Below are 20,003 nucleotides of genomic sequence, written 5' to 3' on the forward strand. Positions count from 1 at the left end.
ACTTTTCCTTCCCTGTTCTACCACAAATAAGCCCCGCTTCCCTGTCCAATTGGACACGGGAGCGGGGCTTATTTCAAGATACTACACTAAAACGATAAGCTGTTTTCCAGTGATAGGTCTCACCTGGTGACAACAAGATTGATGGAAAATCAGATTCATGGACTGCATTCGGATGGACTTGTGTTTCAAGGCATAAACCAAGTGATGGTCGAGCAGGAACACCGTGAACCGTATAATCGGTCAGTAGTTGCGTTCCCGTATAGAGCACGACCGTCGGCTGATTCGTCGTGACGTCGACGAAACGACCGGATACCGGATCTGCGAGTCGAAGTGTGTTATCCCGCAACACGAAGGGATGATCGTAGCCATTTCCGACAGCGATCGTCTCAGGATGCTCAAGCGTAATTCCCTTACGAATCGACTGACCGTTCCGGAAATCGAATGGGGTTCCGGATACATCCCGTTGTTCGCCTGTCGGCAAGCCGTCTGGCTGGACCGGTAAGTAACAGTCGCTTGGTAACATCAAGACATGATCTAACACATCTCGCTTCGCATTTCCAGATAGGTTGAAGTACGTATGATTCGTCAGATTGAGTGGTGTCGTCTGATCCGTCACCGCCGACATCTCAAGTGTCAATGTCGTATCTTTTAGTCGATAAAACACATCGAGTGTGACTGTTCCCGGATAACCTTCTTCTCCGTTTGGACTTTTTAAGCGCAAATGGAATAATGTATCCGTCGCTTCGATGACATCAAACCACGCTTGATCAAATCCGTGAATTCCACCATGCAGATGATTCGCCCCGTCGTTTGCGACGAGCTGATAAACGTCTCCCGCTACTTCGAAACGTGCCTGTCCGATTCGACCAGCGACGCGTCCGACGATTGCCCCGAAGTACGGCGAGTGTTGTTGATAGTCTTTCACCGTCTCTAGACCTAAGACGACGCTTTCCAAATGGCCATCCCGATCAATCGTCCGGATGTCCTGGATAATGCCGCCATAGTTCCAGAGTGTCACTTCGATGCCTTCCTGACGTAATGTATGTCGAATCAACTCTTTCTCAAGTAGTCGTGTCATCGTTGTTCCTCCACTGGTTGGCGCGTCACGAGTTGAACGAATCGCCCAAACGCCGCCTGACCTTCCTCTGTCTGTTTAAAGACACCACAGTCCTCAAGACCACGTACGAATTTTGCAGCAACTGCTTGCTCGACGTATGTCGTGACATGTTGTCCGACATACGCTTGTTTTAGTTCCTGTGCCCAGTCAGCATGAGCGACAGCTACTTCGTCGACTTCACCTGTGATGAACTGTTCGACCTGTTGCAACTCTTGAAGCAGGCGTGCCGGTAAGACTGCCAGTCCCATCACTTCGATCAAACCGATATTTTCTCGCTTGATGTGGTGAATATCGGCATGCGTATGGAAAATACCGTCCGGATGTTCTGCTGACGTCCGGTTGTTCCGTAAGACGAGATCGAGCTCGAATTGTCCATCACGTTGACGGGCGATCGGCGTCACGGTATTGTGTCGCGTCTCACCAGTATGTGAACGAATCTCTTGACTCTCATCCGTGTACGTCAACCATGTCTCATAGACGGTCGTCGCAGCATTGAGTAATGCCGACGCATCTTTACTCTTCAGACGCAACACACTCAGTGGCCAGTGTAATGTCTCCCCAGTGACTGTCGGCTGATCCGGGAACGTAAAGGATGTTAAAGTTTTTGCTCGGTCCATCGCAAACGTATAGCGTCCGCCCTGATAATGATCATGCGTCAGGATCGATCCACCGACAATCGGCAGGTCAGCGTTCGAACCAGCGAAGTAATGTGGAAACTGCTCAACGAAGGCAATCAGACGTGCAAAGGCATCCCGATTGATGACCATGTCACGATGTTCCTGCGACAGGATGATGCTATGTTCATTGTAGTAGACGTATGGTGAGTATTGCAGTGCCCACGATTCTTCCATCAGTGTCAGCGGAACAACCCGGTGATTCGCACGGGCCGGATGATTCGCACGACCCGCGTAGCCGACATTTTCGACGCACAACAGACAGGTTGGATAGTTCGACGCCGTTGGTGCCTCTGTCCGAGCTGCTGCGATTTCACGCGGATCTTTTTCCGGCTTCGATAAGTTGATCGTGACATCGATCGTCCCGTAAGCCGTATCCGCTTGATAGCGTTTATTTTTAGCGATCCGCTTCGTTTGGATGTAGTTACTCGCTTGGCTCAGTTGATAGAAGTAATCTGTTGCCGCTACCGGTGATTCAGCGTACAGACGGCGGAATGCCGCCGTCACGTCAGATGGACGGGCAACGAAAATGTCCATCACATCTGCTGCGAACTGCTCTTTGTCTTCAAGACGCGCCGGCAACTGCCCACTTACGATCAACACTTCAATCATGTCGTCCAAAATATTGGGAATTGGGCGAGATGGTACGTCTGCCTGTTCTTCAAAATCGGCTTGACCGATTCGCGCTAGAATCCGGTTCCGGGCGTAGATCGCATCTTCCGGTTCAATCAAGCGTTTCTGGATCGCTTGCGCTACTAACTGTTGGATGAGTTCATTCATCGCCGTCACTCTCCTCATTCTGTCTCTCTATTAACGAACGCTCGTCCGGTACCCTTCTGGATTGTGCGCATGCCAATTCCAAGCATCACGGATGATCGTTTCGATGTCGGTACGTTGTGGTGTCCAGCCGAGAACTTCTTTTGCTTTGGCAGATCCGGCGATTAAGATACTCGGATCCCCTGCACGACGTTCAATGATCCGTTCTGGAATCGGATGTCCCGTCACGCGACGGGCTGCTTCAATGATTTCCCGAACTGAAAACCCTTGGCTTGAACCGAGGTTAAAGACCGTACTCTCGTTTCCATCAGCCAAATAATCAAGTGCTCGCATATGGGCGTCGATCAAGTCCTCGACATGGATGTAATCACGAATACAGGTACCGTCAGGCGTTGGATAATCATCGCCATAGATCGAAATTTCTGACCGTTGTCGGTTGGCAACTTCGAGGACGAGCGGGATTAGATGGGTTTCCGGCGTATGATCTTCCCCGATTTCTCCTGTTACGCGCGCACCGGCAACGTTGAAGTAACGTAATGCGACATAACGTAAGCCATATGCTTGTTCAGACCATCGCATCATCTTCTCCATCATCAACTTCGTCTCACCATAGGCATTCGTCGGACACGTTTCTGCTGTTTCGAGAATCGGCATCTGCTCCTGTTCACCGTATGTGGCTGCCGTCGAAGAAAAGACGATCTGTTTAATGTCATGGGCAATCATCGCTTCGAGCAACACTTGTGTCCCGTAAACGTTGTTATCAAAGTAGCGTAATGGTTCCGTCATCGACTCGCCAACGAGTGAAAAAGCAGCGAAATGGATGACCTGCTCAATCGTCTCTTCCGTAAAGACGCGATCGAGAAAAGCACGATCGCGTATGTCTCCTTCATATAGACGTGCCCGCGGATGAACCGCTTCACGGTGACCGGACTGCAGATGGTCGATGACGACGACATCCTTTCCGGCATCAATCAATTGATAGACAGCATGGGAGCCGATATAACCAGCTCCACCTACGACTAAAGTTGCCATTTAGATGACCTCCCGTTCGATTTCACGTGCTCCGTCACCGACCGTCGCCGTATAGAACGTCGCTGGGTAACCGATCCTTGCTTCATATTGTTCGCCGACAGCTTGTTTGAACGCGTCGACTGCCTCGTCTTCGACGATTGCAATCGCACAGCCACCAAAACCAGCACCTGTCATCCGCGCGCCGAGCACGCCCGGTTGCTCCCAAGCGGCTTCGACGAGTGTATCGAGTTCAATCCCTGTCACTTCATAATCTTCGCGTAACGAGACGTGTGACGCATTCATCAACTGACCGAATGTCTTCAGTTCTCCCGCTTCGAGTGCCGCTAGTGCCTGAAGCGTTCGTTCATTTTCTGAAATCGCGTGTCGGGCGCGACGCATCAAACGTTCGTCTTCCCATGCGACTTTCGTGAATTCTGACGTCGTCCATTGTCCAAGCGTTTCCCGTAATGTGAACTGATTGAGATAAGCGAGTGCTGCCTCACATTCCGCCCGGCGTTCATTATATTTCGAATCTGCCAGTTCACGGCGTTTGTTCGTATTCATGATGATGATCGTATATCCCGTCAAATCGAGTGGAGCATACGTATAGTCGAGCGTTTCACAATCGAGCAACAATCCCGCTCCCGCTTTCCCCATACCGATCGCAAATTGATCCATGATACCACTATTGACGCCGATATAACGGTTTTCGACCTGTTGACCAAACCGAACGAGATCAAGACGTGGAATGTCTAATCCATACAATCGATCGAGCAAGACTCCGATGACGAGTTCAAGTGAAGCGGATGATGAAAGACCGGCTCCGTTCGGGATGTCACCTTGAATCAAGATGTCGCATCCTGTATTGATCTGGTATCCTGCTTCCTGTAGGACTGAAACCATACCCTTCGCATAGTTCGCCCAACCGTGCGTCGCGTCATACGCCAGTTCTTCGAGTGCGACTTCGATGATGCCGTCCTGCTCAAAATTCAGCGAGTAGAAGCGGAAACGTTGATCGTCTCGTTTTCGCGCGATCGCGTGTGTACCGAACGTTAACGCGCACGGAAAGACGTGACCGCCATTGTAATCCGTATGCTCACCGATTAAATTGATCCGACCTGGGGCAAAAAAGCGATGCGTCGACGGTGAGCCAAACCGCTGTTCAAATTGTGCTTCTAACGTCTGGTCTGTCATACGATCGTCTCCTTTGATTCGAGTAGTGAGAGCGCACGATGGACCGGCTGAATCCGCAGACAGCGGGCTTCATAATCCGTCGTGTATGAGAACGTCAAGCCTTGTTGCATCAAGTAGGCACCGCTTAACGTCCGGTCCTCGACTTGGTAGCGCATTGTTGGGTCGAGTCCTTTTAGCTTGAAGTGATACTGATGTATTCCGTATTGCCGAAGTGGCGCGATCGCGAGCAAGACTGTTTCTTCTTCCGATGTATACTGCATGACGCTTGGTGTCTGTTGTGTGAAGGATGAAAGACGGTACTGGATGCCGCGTTGGATTGTCGGACGAATCGCTTGATAGGTCTCGATCCAGCCTTTTGCTTCCGCTAACTCATCCGTCGACCACTCGCTTAAGTTACCACCGATCCCGAGCGTTCCTTGCATCGAGGAGACGAAGCGTGTCGCAAGTGGCACGTTGCGTCCATTTAACCAGTTCGGTCCGTCCGTTACCCAGCAGCTCATCATCTTCGCGTTATAAGCGTAAGAGAAGTCATGCTGAATTTGTAAGCGATCGAGTGGATCCGTGTTATCACTTGTCCAGACTTGCTCCGTCCGTGCGAGGATCCCGAGATCAATTCGTCCGCCACCACCGGCACAGGCTTCGAAGTCGACCGCCGGATGCAAGCGACGCAATTCATCAAAGATCCGGTACAATGCATCGACGTGACGTTTCCATAATTCCTGTTGGCGATCCGTCTGGTCTTTTGGAACACCCGGTTCCGAGAAGGCACGGTTCATGTCCCATTTGATGTAGTCGATCGCGTGACGCGTCAGCAAGTCATCCATCATCTCGAGAATGAATTGCTCAACTTCTGGTAATCCTAGATTTAAGACGTATTGATTCCGTGACGTCGTCCGAACCGCATCCCGTGCATGATAAATCCAATCCGGATGCGCCCGGTATAGATCAGAATCCGGATTGACCATCTCCGGTTCGACCCATAGCCCGAACTGTAACCCTTGTTGTTTCACATATGAGATCAAAGGCTCTAGACCGTTCGGAAACTTTTCCCGATTGACTTGCCAGTCCCCGAGTCCCGCTTGATCGGAATGGCGTTCACCGAACCAACCGTCATCGACGACAAACAGTTCACAGCCGATTCCTGCTGCAAGATCGACGAGTTCACGTTGACCAGATTCCGTCACATCGAAATAGGTCGCTTCCCATGAATTATAGAGAACTGGACGATCAGTCGCACGCGGCATGATGACATCACGTTGGAACGCATGCGCATGGGCGCTCATATCTGCGAAACCGTCCGCATACCCGATGTAGAACGTCGGTGTCGTCAACTGTTGTTGATGTGATAGTTTCCAACTGAAATCAAACGGATTCATGCCACCCGATAGCTGAACGAAACCAAACGCATCTTGTTCGACGTGAATCGCCCAGTTGCCCGAATAGGCAAAATGTCCGTAAACGACTTCACCGCCGTCTTCTGTCGCATCCTGCTCGAGTGCGAACCAAGGATTCGCTTGATGACTCGTCACCCCGCGCCGACTTTCAATCGTCTGGCGTCCTGGTGTCACCGGTGTGATTTGTTTCTTGAACTCACCTGTCCACATCCCAGCGAAGTGATGCAGTTTTAAATTCGGTTGATGCCAACGTCCCATTGCGAAGGACTGGGCTGCTGTTAAACGAACAGGTAATCGTCCTGTATTTTCGACGACAATCGAACGACCAATGATGTCGTAATCGACAAACAGTTCATATTGCACTCCGACACGCATCTCCTGCAACGGATCAAAAAGCCACAATGTCAGTTTCGTTTCTGTCTGCTCGGAGCGTTCAAACTGGAACTGGTGAATCCGTTGTCCGTCCTCTCGTTCCGATTTCAAAGTTGGCTCCGTGTACAACATCTCGCCGAATGGTACGAAATCATACGTCGCAACGCCGTCTGGTGATTCAAACGAACTGTGTGCGACGACCGGACTCGGTAATGCTTCATAATCATCCCGGTACGGTAACTTGGCACCGAAATAGGTGTGAATCAGCTTACCGTTCGCACCGACCGTCACGACGTGAGCGACCCGCTTCCCCTCGACGACGAAACGACGTCCTGCTACTTCAAAGATTGCCATGGTTCTCTTCCTCCTTACGTCGTCAGAATCAGTGTCTCGAGTGGTGCGAGTCGGACCGTTCCACGATATGTCTCTTCCTTTGTCAATGCTTGGTATGTTCCGTCGAGCGTGACGTCCCGTGCTTCTTTCGTGTCATGGTTCATCAAGAAGAGGAAATCGCGTTGTTCGCCGTGACGACGAATGATTTCAACTTGATCCGGAGCATCGATCATCTCGATGCCAGCCTCAGTGAACGCTTGACGGTAAATTGTATCAATCATCGCATCATCAATCGATGAGCCGATGTAGGTAATCATTCCTTTATAGGCATTGCGCGTCACAGCCGCTACACCCTCGTAGAACGTATCTTCATAGACAGCAAGCGTCTCTGCTGTCGTTGGTGTGATCAAGTCACACCAGAGGCGCGCTGTTGAGGATTGTCCTGACATCTCGCCGATACCTGCCACCTTATGTTGCTGAACGGATTGAAGTGACTCATATTCGTCGATTTCAATACCCGCATACGGTGCGAATTTACCCGGTAACGTTGTCGGTACGACATGATTTTGTGCATCTTTGACACCTGTCCGGTACGTGAAGATGACGTGACCGCCTTGTTCCATGTACGCAATCAAGGCGTCATCGAACGTAGGATTCGTCAAGAAATAGAGTGGAACGATGATCAGTTTATAACGAGATAAATCATCACCTGGGAAGACGATGTCGGTTGCGACTTGTTGACGAACCGCTCCGCCATAGAAGCGGACGAACTCCGTCCGAAAATCAAACGCATCACTGTGCGGCTGATGCGTCCACGCCCAGACGTTTTCTTGATCGAAATAGACACCAACCTTCGCGTCGTAACGGCTCGCATTGATTTCATCGCCATACGTATTCAGTTCCGTCATGATCTGTTTGACTTCTTCGAATTTCCGTTTCGGTTTTCCATCATGATCGATGATGCCGTGACAGAACTCCTCTGTTCCAAAATGAGCAGCCCGGAATCGGAAGTAGACGATCGCTTCTGCTCCCCGCGCGACTGCTTGATACGTCCAGAGACGAATATGCCCTGGTCGTGGCAAGTAACCGATTTTACTCCAGCCTTGTGCGCCACTCAACTGTTCCATGACCCAGAAGCCTTTTCCTTGCTTCGAAGAGCGGCAAAGATCATGATCGCTTGCCATCTTCTCGAACCGGTTCGGCTCCGGTAGTCCACCCCAGACCGGGTAGTTATCGAACGCGACGTAATCGAGATCTTGCGCCATTTGCTGTTGATTGACCGCCATGTCACTGTAGACGAGGTTGTGCGTGATGAAGACGTTCTCTGGGATGTAGCGACGTAAGACATCGACTTGTAATTTGTTGTAGTACGTATAGCCGTCGGCACAAAAACGATCGAAGTCGACGAGCAGGGATGGGTTATGTTCCTGATAGACTTTACGCGGTACCGGGATTTGATCCCACGCCGTGTACGTCTGACTCCAGAAGACGGTTCCCCATGCTTCGTTCAAAGCATCAAGCGTTCCGTAACGGTTCTCTAACCAGCGCTGAAAAGCAGCGCGGTCGACATCACCGTAAGAACGATCCGATTTCTCATGCCCATATTCATTATCCGTTTGCCACCCGATAACACGAGGATGTTGACCGTATCGTTTCGCCATCTCTTCCGTGATCTTGACGGATAGTCGTTGGTACGTTTCGCTGTGGACCGTATAATGGCGACGAGCACCAAAGCTGATCGTCACACCGTTCTCATCGACCGGTAAGATTTCTGGATACTTCGTACACAACCACGCAGGTGGTGTCGCGGTTGGTGTCCCGAGTACGATATCGAATCCTTCCGCACTCAAACGTTCGATGACGTCATCCCAAAAACTAAAGTCATAGACGCCTTCTTCCGGCTCCATCATCGACCAAGCGAATTCTGCGAGACGAACGACGTTGACACCAAGTTCCTTCATCAGTCGGAAGTCTTCCTCCCATAGTGCTCGTGGTGTTTGTTCTGGATAATAATCGACTCCTAAATACATTGTGCTCCCCCTTACGCAAAAACAATTATTTTACTGCACCCGCCGTCATCCCTTTTTGGAAGAAACGTTGGAAGAAGATATAGAAGATCATCGTCGGTAAACTGATCAAAACAAGTGAAGCGTAGATTTTCCCTGGGTCCCCGCCAAGCGCATCCTTGAAGAAACTTGGTGCCATCGTGACTGTCTGATAAGCAGGGTCGGTCATGAACGTAAGAACCATCAAGTACTCGTTCCATGAGTTAAGGAACGCATAGATTAAAGCTGTTGCGAGCGCTGGTTTTGCGAGCGGTAGCATGACTTTGAAGAAGACTTCAAGAATCGTCGCACCATCGATATACGCTGCTTCCATCAATTCGTTTGGCAATTCATCAAAGTATCCTTTGATAAGCATCAGACCGAATGGTAAGAAGAAGGCAACTTCCGCTCCGATCAGTCCCCAGTGGTTGTTCAGCCCGTCAAATGAACGAAGCGTGAAGAACAAGGGTACGATCATCGATGCAACAGGTAACATGAGTCCAGCAAGGACCATGTTGAACAAAAGACGTTTTCCAGCAAACTCAAGCTTCGAGAAAGCGAACGCTGCGAACGCCAAAATCGTGATCGAGATGATGATCATGAAGAAAGCGACAAAGAAACTGTTGAAGACGAATGTCGGGAAGTTCGGGTTTTGCAATGTCGCAATATAGTTATCGAATCCATTGACGCGAAGACTCTCTTTGAACATGACGAAAATTGGGAATAACCAGACGATTGACGCAAGCGCCAATACGAGGTTAATCATCCAGCGGCTTTTTTTAGATTCTACATCCATGGGTCGTTCCTCCTTAGTTATCCATTTTCTTTTGTACACGCAATTGGAAGTACGTGATCAGCAAGGCGATCGTCAGTAGGATGATAGCAACAGCACTCGAGAAACCAACTTCCTGTTGCAACATCGATTTTCGGAATAGGTATGTCGAAATGAACTCCGTCGACGATCCTGGTCCACCAGCTGTCGTGATCCAGACTAAGTCAAACGTCTTCAGACCACCGATAACTCCGAGAATCGACAGAGTGAACGTCGTTCCTTTCAAGTTCGGGAAGACGATGCTCCACAGTGTCCGGAAGAATCCAGCTCCATCGATTTTTGCTGCTTCGAAGATTTCCTTCTCAATCGTCAACATTGCCATGTAGTACATGACCATCGAAGAACCCGTCCACTGGAAGATGTTAATCGCAATGACGGAATAAAGCGCGATGTCCGGATCACCAAGCCAGTTCTGCTCGAGGCTACCGAGACCAATCGCACGGAGGAACTCATTGATGTAACCAAACTGGAAATCATAAATTTGTGAGAATGCCGCACCGAGTACGACAGGACTCAAGACGACCGGAAAGAAGAAGACCGACTTCATCGCCGTCCGCAATGGTCCCGGTGTATGCAGGAAGTACGCCAAGACGAGACCGATACCAGCTTGAATCGAAACGGTCAAAATCGTGAAGATGAATGTGTTCTTCAGCGAGAGATAGAAGTCCGGATCTTGGAACATCTCAGCATAGTTGTCGAGTCCGACGAATACTTTGTCAAACGAAATCCCGTCCCACGAGAAGAACGAGTTATAGGCATTATAGAAAATCCCATAATAGATGAAGCTGACGACGAACAAGACGATCGGAGCAACGAAGGCCCATCCGACCATGTTTCGCTTCATGTTCTTTTTCTTCTTCGGTGCGGGCGGGCGTGTCGCCACCGGCTGGAGCGGTTCTGCTTTTGGTTTAATCGGCAATTCCTGTCGCTCTGTCTGCATATCGATTCCCCACTTTCCTCAAGTCCAAAAATCAGGAAGTGGCACGCAGGCGTACCACTTCACTGTCGAGTCTTATTTCGCTGATTGATCCGCTGCGTCTTGAACGCGTTGTAATGATTCTTTCGGATCTTGTCCTGTCGCGATGTTTTGAAGTTCCTTACCGAGGATATCGTTTAATTTCGTATCTCGGATACCACGGCTAGCAACCGCTTTTGCTAATGTGTCGTTTAACATCTTGTACGATTCTTTTTCGCCTTCAGATGTGAAGGCAGCGTCTGAATCGACTTTGACATCCTTGATACCAGGTGCCATTTCAAACTCACCCATGTAGACTTCTTGTCCTTTTCCTTGACTCATGAAGGCGATGAACTCTGCTGCACCTTCTTGTTGTTTCGACTCTTTATTGACACCAAGTGCCATATCGATCGATGCGATGACCGGTTGCTCTGTTCCACCTACTAAGTTCGGGAGTGGAACGAATCCGAGTTCATCTTTGATTTTCCATTTGTCTTTTTTCTCAGCTGTTGTCATCGAGTGTGCTTCCCATGAACCGATGACCCACATCGCTGCTTTTTTATCAAAGAATTGGTTCATCCCGTCATTGTATGTCGCTAGACCAAGCGCTCCTTCTTGGAAAACTTTATCTTTGAAGAGATCTTGCCAGACTTGTGCTGTTTTAACCATTTCGTCGTCTGTCCATTTTGCTTGACCCGAGAGGACTTTTTGAATGTAACCTGGTGCGACCTGGTGGCTGAGGACGTTGTAGACATCGATGTCAATCCATGCATCTTTTGCTCCGAGCATGAGTGGGATGACTTTATCGCCTGAGTCTTTAATCTTCTTGACTGCGCTGACTGTTTCTTTGTAGTTCTTCGGTGGTGTCACACCGTATTTATCAAGCATCGTCTTGTTGTACATCAAGTACGCTTGACCTGTGAAACCAATTGGAACTGCATATTGTTTGCCGTCAATCGTTGTTTGTTCGATTCCGAGCTCAACGAACTTATCTTTCCATCCTTTACCTGCTGCTTTATCCATGTACGAATCGACCGGTACGACGCGATCCTTGTACTGCTGAATCATCGGTTCTTTCAGACCGATGATGTCTGGACCTTTACCTGACAGCATCGCGACCTGTAATTGTTTTTCGTAGTCTTCACTGTATCGTTTGAATTGAACGACGTATTTATCTTGTGATTTATTGAAAGCATCAACGACAGTTTTCCCCGCTTCTGGTTGCGGTGCCCAGCCCCACCATGTGACGATCGTCTTACCGTCTTTTGTTTTCGTTTGTTGCTCGTCTTCGCCACCACAAGCGGCGAGGAATGCGGATAATGTTAGGACTGATGCTGCAGCAACGAGTTTCGTTTTTTTGAATTTCATGTAAGAGCTCCCCTTTTATGTGTAAGTAGTCAAGCGTATCGTCTAGCGTGTTCCCCTTCGATTAGTGCCTGTCGGCACCATTCTTCGATCACCTTCGTCTGAATCGGCATTCCCTGTAGCTGAATCAATACACGGGCGATCAATCGAAGACGGTATGCCAGCGTATCGACGTCCGGTCGGACGAAGAGATATAACTCTCCACCGAGCGTCAAACAACCGGCAGAGCGCATGTGTTGCATGAGTGCGCGTAATTCAATGTATCCGCTCTCATTTTTTCGAATGTGTAGCTCGGATGAACGGATCGTCAGGACCCCTTGTACCGATGACATCCGGAATTGAAACACACCGTCACGTCGTGGTCGGACGAGCACAATATCCTGCTCGTCTGTCGGGACATCGCCTGGACCCTGTTCTGTCATCTGTTGCGTTGACCGATGAAAATAAAAACCGCGGATTGCTCCGTAACGCCCGAAAGCTTCACGGTACGAAACCCATGGATCGTGTGGTTCCATTGCGCGATGCCTCCCTTTCCTGCTTCAGCTTGATTAGCCCCTGCTAACCTGCATCCACCTCCACTTAGTTGACCATGAACTTAGTAAATTAAATTTATTATCTAACTTTATATCGACTATAGCACATTGGTTTTTAACTTGTAAACGGTTTCAATAAATTATTTGTTGAATAACAAAACCGATTCCGTGTCTTGCTAGTTTGCAAGACACGGAATCGGTTCATTAAATCGTTTGAAATAAACTATTTGTCGCAAGGGCAGCCGCACTGAGTGCTCCTTGTTTTTCACCCCACGGGACCATCTTGACATCGGTTTCACGTGAAGCAGCGGTCAACGCCGTGTGCTCGACCCGTTCCTTGATTTGATCAACGATCGTGGGTGCGAGCTCAAACATCGGTCCCCCAAGTAAAATCCGGCGTGGATTCAGGAGATGAATCGTATTCAAGACACCGATTCCGATATATTCCCCCGCCCGTTCATATGTACGAACTGCTTGTTCATCGCGTTCGTTTAACCGTTTGCGCAAATCAGCAATCGTCATGACTTGCGGATCCACGACAGCATAATCTCGTAACAACGCTTTTTCGCCTGCTAATGCTTCTAGGCATCCTCTGTTCCCACACGAACAAATCGGTCCATCGAGATCAAGACGCATATGTCCGACCTCTCCCGTAATATGATGTTGTCCGTCGACAAGCTGTCCATCGAGCACATAAGCACCCCCGATGCCTTCCCCGGCATAGAGATAAAAGAATTGTTCGACCCCAACACCTTCACCGAATAATAGCTCAAACGAAGCGAGTGCTCGAACATCGTTTTCGATGAAGACAGGATAGTCAAAGCGTGCTTCAAGTTGTACCTTCAACTCAACGTCATGCAGGTGGAAACGTGGTGCAAACAAGATGACACCTGTCTCCGGATTGACCATCCCGTGGACGGAGATCCCGATACCGTGAATCGTTCCCCGTCCTTGTGTCTGTGCAATCAAGGTCTCGCATAATCGACCAATCGCTTCAATCAATTCTTCATTCGTCTCAAAACGTCCCACGGCTTCGGACTCATGAATCGTATTACCACTTAAATCCGCGACGACTCCGATGAATTGGTGACTTGTCGCATCGATGCCGATGACGTATTGCTCTGTTGCGACGAGTTCGAGCATGATCGGTTTTCGTCCCCCATTTGATATCCCAAGCTCTCGCTCCGTCACGAGTTGTTCTGCAATCAATTCACTGACGATGTTCGATACCGTCGGCTTCGTTAAGTTCGTCCGTTGTGCTAACTCAACCCGCGAAATCGGTTGATGCATCCGAATCAGTCGCAAGACGAGTGCCCGATTATAGGAACGCATCCATTTAGAATTACGCGGTGTTTCTTTCGCCATGTCCCCATCAACCCCTTTGGTCTGTCTCTTTACTATCTTCGCATATTTTGTAAGGGATTTCACGGTCTCACTTAAAAACCGTTCATCTGCTGAACGGTTTTTGTGCACTTTCATGCTTCGTCATATGGTTGTTCTAAAATCAGGACGCGTGAACCATCCGGATTCTCGGTCAGTTCGATCTCAACGATTGCCTGACCGACGAGCAAAACGATTGGTAGAGAGGGATCATTCTCGCGAAAGAAACCGATTTTTCCATGGTGTGCGTCCATATAGTCCGCATATAAAAACGTTCCATTGACGTGCAGCTCATCCTTCATTCGATTGAACGACAAGCGCGGGACACCATACCAGGCTTCCCCGTTCAAATAAAGCAAGGGACGCTCGCCGACCGATTCATTCGTCGCCCGCCGGACCTCGATTGCTCCCGTCGTATCGTAATACAATCGATCTTGACCACGTGTCGCGATGACGATCGGATGTTTCTGATACAAGACGACTTCTAAAATTTCATCCGCTTGTTCGACGAAATAACCAGTCTCATCCGACTGGGCAAAACTAATCGTATACAACTGCATCCAGGAAACGATATCCGTCACTTGAACCGGTTTATGAAAAAGCGCAGAAACAAGTAGTGTTTCTTCCGGGGTGACAAACAGATTGACGGAGATATCCGCTAAGCGGATCGTCCGGATTTGTGTCGAAGGATACGTATGGTCATAACTCGGTACAAGCATCGCTTCATAGTGATCATCCTTTTCGACCAATTCAATCGATGGCATGCGTCGATCAAAATCCGCAATTTGAATTCGTTTCATCCGACATCTCCTCTCACTTTCACTAACAGTCTCACGCAAGTTATTACCCAATATCTGGTTTTCGTGCACTCCCCTGAATTCAAAAAATCGGAACGCATGCGTTCCGATCATTGTACGTACAGATCATATAGTAGATATAGAATGCCTCCAACGATAACCAAAAATGAAAAGATGCCCGCTTTTCCAAAAAAAACGCGATCGATGGTTTCATCCCGTTCGAATTTTGGCTTTGTCATATAGTACCGCTCCCTTTAACAAGCTCGTAGTACTTTTTTATTTCGACGTCCTCCATTTTATCCCTTGTTACGATCTGTCATTTCACTCCATTTGCAAAATAGATCAATGTTTCGGTTTCGTCTTCCGTCAACGATCGTCCTGTCTCTTCTGCATATAAGATCCGCATATCCTTCAGTCGTCCTCCGGTCGCTTCCGTTACACGAATGGCTCGACGCAACATGTTGACCTCTTCTTCAAATTCAGACTTCGACATCGCTTCTCCATGCGACCAGACATAATAATCGGCTTCTAAACGATCGATTGCCGCTAATAAGCGCGTCGTCCGTTCGACCGTATAATTCCACTTCGATGAAAAGATATCAGCATACATCGCGTCTCCTAAGAACACGACGCGTTCTTCCGGAATGTAGACGAGTAGGCTACCAGGAGAATGATCATTTTCGACTTCAATCAGTTGGCACTGCACGCCACCTAAGTCAATTTCCAATTGTCCAGTAAAGCCAATCGTCGGTAAAACGACTTCAATATCGCGTGTCGTACCAAACTCGAGCTTGATCGCATCCGCACAAAACGGAATCTCGATCCCTTGATCCATTCGTTCTTGTAACGCTGCATCCGTCCAAGCGTATGGTTGCACCTCTTTCATGCGGGTGATTGTTTGCTGTGTTGCCATCGATGGCAGACGGAGATGTTTCATCCCAAAAATATGATCCCAGTGCCAGTGGGTCAGGGCCAATAAGTCAGGTGATCCAAGATTGTGTTTTTTCATTTCTTCTAAAAACAAAGCGGCATGGGCTGATGAGTTTCCTGCGTCAATCATCAATTGATGCTTCTCCCCACGCACGACGGCGAGAATCGGGCGATCCGTCTCGCTGACCGGTGTCTGATACCAAATCCGTGAAGTCAGTTGTTTGAAGTGTTGCATGTTCTACCTCCTTATACTCTGCTCTTAGTATACGTCATGAAAAAACCGGATTCATCTAGAAGACGAATCCGGTTTGATTAGTTCTTATTTTTTGGCATTTGATCGAAACGGCCACCAGACCCCTTTACCAAACGAAACTGTAATCGCTGGAATCAAGAGTGGTAAGACGATTAGTCCATACAAAAGTAGACCTGTGATGACAATCGTCGCGATTTGAACGAGACTCAAGACACCAGACGGCATCATCGCTCCGAAGGTTCCTGCAAGAATGATCGCTGCCGTGATGATGACAGATCCCATCTTTTTCATCGACAGGAACATCGCTTCCTTCGTATCGAGTCCCTTGATCGTCTCTTCGCGGAAACGATCGAGTAGGAAGATCGAATAATCGATACCAAGGGCAATCAACATGACGAATCCGAAGAACGGAACAGCCCAACTGATGCCGTCATATCCGAGACCGTTGACGAAGATCAGCTCAGCGATCGACACCGACGTATAATACGTCAGCAATAACGAACCAATCATGAACAATGGCATGATCAACGAACGGAACATGATCGCTAAAATCACAAAGAGACTGATCAACATGACGGTCACTGTTCGTTTGAAATCGGCTTTCGACGTATCATTCAAGTCACTGTTGACGCTTGAAATCCCGCCATATGCGACAGTGCTGTCTTCAAACGGTGTCCCTTTAATCGTATTCGCTGTCGTCTTTTTGATTGCAGCGACGGTTTGAATCGCTTCTGGTGAATACGGATCATCTTCGAGAATGACTTCAAACTTCAATCCGGTTTGCTGATCAATCGCGTAACGGTCAATTGCTGGCTTAAAGGCCTTGTCCGATAACGTATCTTTTGGCACGAACACACCTGTCCCACGGATCGATGTCGCTTGTCCCATCTCGGTTAACAAATTCGAGATGTCATCTAGACCATTACTAATTTTCGCAAGCCCTGTGTTTGCTTGACCAACACCATCCGCAAGTTGTGTCAGCCCACTTCCAAGTTGACCGGCTTGTGCTCCTTGTGAGGCTATTCCACTTGCTGCTTGACTGATGCCAGCTTGAACTTGGCTCAATTGACCAGACAAGGCATTTAATGTCCCAATGGTTTGCGGGATATTTTGAGTCGATTGCAGACCTTGACCGACGAGCGTCAACTGTTGGTTGATCTGTCCAAGTCCGTCTGCTGCTTGTTGCAACTGACTTGCTCCTGCTGAAGCCGAGTCTCCTGCCGGTAGTTGTCCTGTAATACCGTTGAGATTGTCTTCAACTGTCGTCAGACCAGACTGAACGTCCGTAAGACCGGCGGTTGCTTTCTTCATGCCGGAAGCAACTTGTTTTAATTGACGATCGACGTAGAAGTCATTAATGATTTCGCCTGTCGGACGAGAAATCGAACGAACCGATTTGACCCCGTCGATTTTCACGAGCTCACGACTCAACTGTTCCGCATAAGGAACTGTCTTTTCTGTAATCAAATCTTTGTCGCTCTTAAGAATGACATTGACCGGGAGCGACTCACCTGCTCCAAATCCATCCGAGATCGCATTCAGTCCTTTGACCGTATCATACTTCGCACCAATCTCATCGACGGTATTAAACGAGAGGTCATCATCGTACGTAAAGAGTGTCGGGACCGTGATGATCGCAACGATGATCATCGCAAGTAAAGGACGACGGATCGATAACCCACCATAATGTGACCACAGTTTGCTATCTTGGTGACTCGCTGCCTTCTTTGACGGCCAGAATAATTTTTCTTTGAGTGTCGCCATGAAGAAGGGGACAAGTGTAAATAAGACGAGTAAGAGGACGGCAATCCCAACCGCAACAGCGACCGATGATTTGAAGATTGGGAAGTCCGCAAACCCAATCGCTGAGAAACCGACAAGAACAGCAAGACCACTGATTAGTAACGTACGCCCTGCTGTCTTATACGTGTTGACGATCGCTGTCTCGACATCGTGTCCTGCCGTCAATTCTTCCTTATACCGGCTCAGTAGCAAGATACAGTAATCCGTCCCAATCCCAAATAGGATGGCAACGAGGAAGATTTGCGTATAGTTCGATACCGGGAATCCGAACCAGTCGACGAAAAAGGCGACGAGTGATTGGCTGATCAGGTACGTAAAGCCCACTGCCACAAGTGGTACGAACGGTGTGACGATGGAACGGAAGACGAGCAGAAGTAGTCCGAAAATCAACCCGACGGTAATCAGTTCCGTCCGCTTCAACCCTTCTTGTGAGCTTGTATTGACGTCATCGTTGATTAGCGCTTCACCCGTTAGATAAATCGTTTGATCCTTTGGCAAGAGATCTGTCCGAATTTGTTTTGCCAGTTTGACGATTTCTTCTTGCGAACCGTCGACCGTGATCGGCACAAGGACTGTCTTTTGATCTTTTGAGACGAGCTGTCCTTCCGTCTCTTTGTTTTCAAACGGATTCAGCACATCCGTGACCGGACGATCGAGTGCTTCTAAATCTTTAACGATTTTCCCAATCGACTTTCGATCAGCATCGCTGACTTTGTCTTTGAGCGGAATAACAAGAGAGATCGTTTCTTCACTTGCTCCCGCTTTTTCTAAAATATCTGCTGCCCGCTGTGAGTCAGCGTTATTCGCAAGCTGAATCGCCCCTGCGTCCTCTGCTTGTTTTGCCAAGTTTGGTGCCGTAAATAGTAAACCTACTGTGACGATGAGCAATAATGCAAGAATTGCCCAGCGCCATTTGACGATTTGTCGCATGTCTGATTCTCCTCTTCCTTCTATTCTGTCTTTAGACGTTCAACTGCAGAATCTCTTTGATTTTCTTAAAGGTTTCGATGAACTGGATGATTTCTTCTTCCTCGACCTTTCCTTCAATCAAACTTTCGAGATACGTATAGATTTCTTGCTCCGCCTCTGTCGCAACCAATCGTCCTGCTTCGGTCAACGAGATGTACTTCGTTCGGTGATCATCTTCTCGGCGTTCGACGATGACAAGTCCTTTTTCCGTCAACTTTTTCAGCCGATTGGAAATGGCGCTTTTATGTACGCCCTGTACTGCCGCGAGACGCCCCGATGAGATTGGTCCGTATTTTCCAACGAGCTTCAACACATGGAGTTGTTCCGGTGAATACATTTGCCAAACAGGCGCTTCGACTGACTTCAGCACACGTTCAGTTCCATGGATCATGACTTCTTCGAACAGGAGGACTGCTTCACGTAAATTATCTTTCATTTTTAGTTTACCCCCTAAACTTATGAAGTTAGTTTAGCCCCTCAACTAGTACGTTGTCAACTTTAAACTGTCACAACTCACCACTGCAGAACATGACCATTTTCTGTATGATAAAAGAAGAGAGGAGCATGCTTATGTTGACTTTATTTTGGATCGCATTAGTCATTTGTCTCGTCGGACTCATCTTTACGTTGCGGATTGCTAAGCAACCAGCAGAAGAGCAGTACGATCACAAGACTTCGGCAAAAAATATGTCTTGGATGTATTTCATTTTTCTCCCGATCATTCTGATTTTATTAGGCATTTTCTATTACTTTCTAACGTGACATAAAACAGCACACATCAGCCGATGTGTGCTGTTTTATGTCACTTCAAGGTTTTCGGACGGACGATATAGATATCGCATTTTGCATAACGGGAAATGTTTTCAGAAACACTCCCAATCATGATTCGTTCCATCGCATTCATCCCGACTGCTCCGCAGACGATCAGACCCGCACCAACGCGTGGTGCGATGACCTTTGGAATCAGTGTTTTCGGAGAGCCATTTTCGATGATCAGCTCAACTGTCTCGACACCTGCTTCTCGTGCCCGCTTTTCGTAACGATCGAGCAATTCTTGTGCATATTCGGTAACGTTTTGATCAATGAAACGTTTATTGGCACGTACGTTAGCAAACGTCTGAATATCGATGACATGGGCGATGACGAGTTTAGCATGATCAAGTTTGGCAAATTTCACTGCCTTCTCAAATGCTAAATCTGCTGTCTCTGATCCGTCGACTGCTACCAAAATCGTATGATATTGGCTCTCCATCAAGATTCATCCTTTCC

General features: G+C 48.4%; 17 protein-coding genes. 1 reads left to right on the forward strand and 16 read right to left on the reverse strand.

Going from position 1 to position 20,003, the window contains the following annotated elements:
- Nucleotides 1-73: 73 nt before the first annotated feature.
- The 15 genes from ASG02_RS12185 to ASG02_RS12255 form a co-directional block, all read right to left on the reverse strand.
- Entirely contained in the window at nucleotides 74-1,078 is a 1,005-nt protein-coding gene (locus ASG02_RS12185; RefSeq protein WP_056063816.1) for an aldose epimerase family protein, read from the reverse strand.
- Nucleotides 1,075-2,571, reverse strand: a complete 1,497-nt coding sequence (locus ASG02_RS12190; RefSeq protein WP_056063819.1) for a UDP-glucose--hexose-1-phosphate uridylyltransferase — start codon at nucleotides 2,569-2,571, stop codon at nucleotides 1,075-1,077. The genes ASG02_RS12185 and ASG02_RS12190 overlap by 4 nt, the downstream gene beginning before the upstream one ends.
- Before the next feature lie 30 nt (nucleotides 2,572-2,601).
- The gene (gene galE / locus ASG02_RS12195; RefSeq protein WP_056063821.1) at nucleotides 2,602-3,600 is read right to left on the reverse strand and encodes a UDP-glucose 4-epimerase GalE; all 999 of its coding nucleotides are present in this window, start codon (nucleotides 3,598-3,600) and stop codon (nucleotides 2,602-2,604) included.
- Entirely contained in the window at nucleotides 3,601-4,773 is a 1,173-nt protein-coding gene (locus ASG02_RS12200) for a galactokinase (RefSeq protein WP_056063824.1), read from the reverse strand.
- Complete coding sequence (locus ASG02_RS12205; protein ID WP_056063829.1) at nucleotides 4,770-6,893, reverse strand: alpha-galactosidase; 2,124 nt, start codon at nucleotides 6,891-6,893, stop codon at nucleotides 4,770-4,772. Before ASG02_RS12205 ends, ASG02_RS12200 begins: the two co-directional genes overlap by 4 nt.
- Before the next feature lie 14 nt (nucleotides 6,894-6,907).
- Nucleotides 6,908-8,902: a beta-galactosidase gene (locus ASG02_RS12210; protein ID WP_056063834.1), complete on the reverse strand. Its 1,995-nt coding sequence runs from the start codon at nucleotides 8,900-8,902 to the stop codon at nucleotides 6,908-6,910.
- Nucleotides 8,903-8,927: 25 nt separating this feature from the next.
- Nucleotides 8,928-9,713, reverse strand: coding sequence for a carbohydrate ABC transporter permease (locus ASG02_RS12215; RefSeq protein ID WP_035411101.1), 786 nt, complete (start codon nucleotides 9,711-9,713; stop codon nucleotides 8,928-8,930).
- 13 nt (nucleotides 9,714-9,726) lie between these two features.
- The gene (locus tag ASG02_RS12220; protein WP_035411105.1) at nucleotides 9,727-10,689 is read right to left on the reverse strand and encodes a carbohydrate ABC transporter permease; all 963 of its coding nucleotides are present in this window, start codon (nucleotides 10,687-10,689) and stop codon (nucleotides 9,727-9,729) included.
- Between the two features lie 72 nt (nucleotides 10,690-10,761).
- A complete protein-coding gene (locus tag ASG02_RS12225) occupies nucleotides 10,762-12,072 on the reverse strand; it encodes an ABC transporter substrate-binding protein (protein WP_056063835.1) in 1,311 nt (436 codons plus the stop codon).
- A 29-nt stretch (nucleotides 12,073-12,101) separates the two neighbouring features.
- Nucleotides 12,102-12,584 carry a hypothetical protein gene (locus ASG02_RS12230; RefSeq protein WP_035411111.1) on the reverse strand — a complete coding sequence of 161 codons (483 nt, stop codon included), beginning with the start codon at nucleotides 12,582-12,584 and terminating at the stop codon, nucleotides 12,102-12,104.
- A 222-nt stretch (nucleotides 12,585-12,806) separates the two neighbouring features.
- On the reverse strand, nucleotides 12,807-13,967 hold the full coding sequence (locus ASG02_RS12235; RefSeq protein ID WP_056063838.1) for an ROK family transcriptional regulator: 1,161 nt from the start codon (nucleotides 13,965-13,967) through the stop codon (nucleotides 12,807-12,809).
- A gap of 110 nt (nucleotides 13,968-14,077) precedes the next feature.
- Nucleotides 14,078-14,782, reverse strand: a complete 705-nt coding sequence (locus ASG02_RS12240) for a hypothetical protein (RefSeq protein WP_035411117.1) — start codon at nucleotides 14,780-14,782, stop codon at nucleotides 14,078-14,080.
- Nucleotides 14,783-15,095: 313 nt separating this feature from the next.
- Nucleotides 15,096-15,944, reverse strand: a complete 849-nt coding sequence (locus ASG02_RS12245) for an MBL fold metallo-hydrolase (RefSeq protein WP_056063841.1) — start codon at nucleotides 15,942-15,944, stop codon at nucleotides 15,096-15,098.
- 84 nt (nucleotides 15,945-16,028) lie between these two features.
- Nucleotides 16,029-18,695 (reverse strand): MMPL family transporter, encoded by a 2,667-nt coding sequence (locus ASG02_RS12250; RefSeq protein ID WP_056063844.1) that lies wholly within the window; start codon nucleotides 18,693-18,695, stop codon nucleotides 16,029-16,031.
- 31 nt (nucleotides 18,696-18,726) lie between these two features.
- Nucleotides 18,727-19,170: a MarR family winged helix-turn-helix transcriptional regulator gene (locus ASG02_RS12255; RefSeq protein WP_035411126.1), complete on the reverse strand. Its 444-nt coding sequence runs from the start codon at nucleotides 19,168-19,170 to the stop codon at nucleotides 18,727-18,729.
- 134 nt (nucleotides 19,171-19,304) lie between these two features.
- Here ASG02_RS12255 and ASG02_RS12260 point away from each other — a divergent pair, with 134 nt between their 5' ends.
- Nucleotides 19,305-19,496 carry a hypothetical protein gene (locus tag ASG02_RS12260; protein WP_035411129.1) on the forward strand — a complete coding sequence of 64 codons (192 nt, stop codon included), beginning with the start codon at nucleotides 19,305-19,307 and terminating at the stop codon, nucleotides 19,494-19,496.
- 40 nt (nucleotides 19,497-19,536) lie between these two features.
- On the opposite strand, the gene ASG02_RS12265 is transcribed toward ASG02_RS12260, so the two are convergent.
- Nucleotides 19,537-19,986: a universal stress protein gene (locus ASG02_RS12265; RefSeq protein ID WP_056063846.1), complete on the reverse strand. Its 450-nt coding sequence runs from the start codon at nucleotides 19,984-19,986 to the stop codon at nucleotides 19,537-19,539.
- Nucleotides 19,987-20,003 lie beyond the last annotated feature (17 nt).

The sequence above is a fragment of the Exiguobacterium sp. Leaf196 genome, assembly GCF_001423965.1.
GTDB lineage: Bacteria > Bacillota > Bacilli > Exiguobacteriales > Exiguobacteriaceae > Exiguobacterium_A.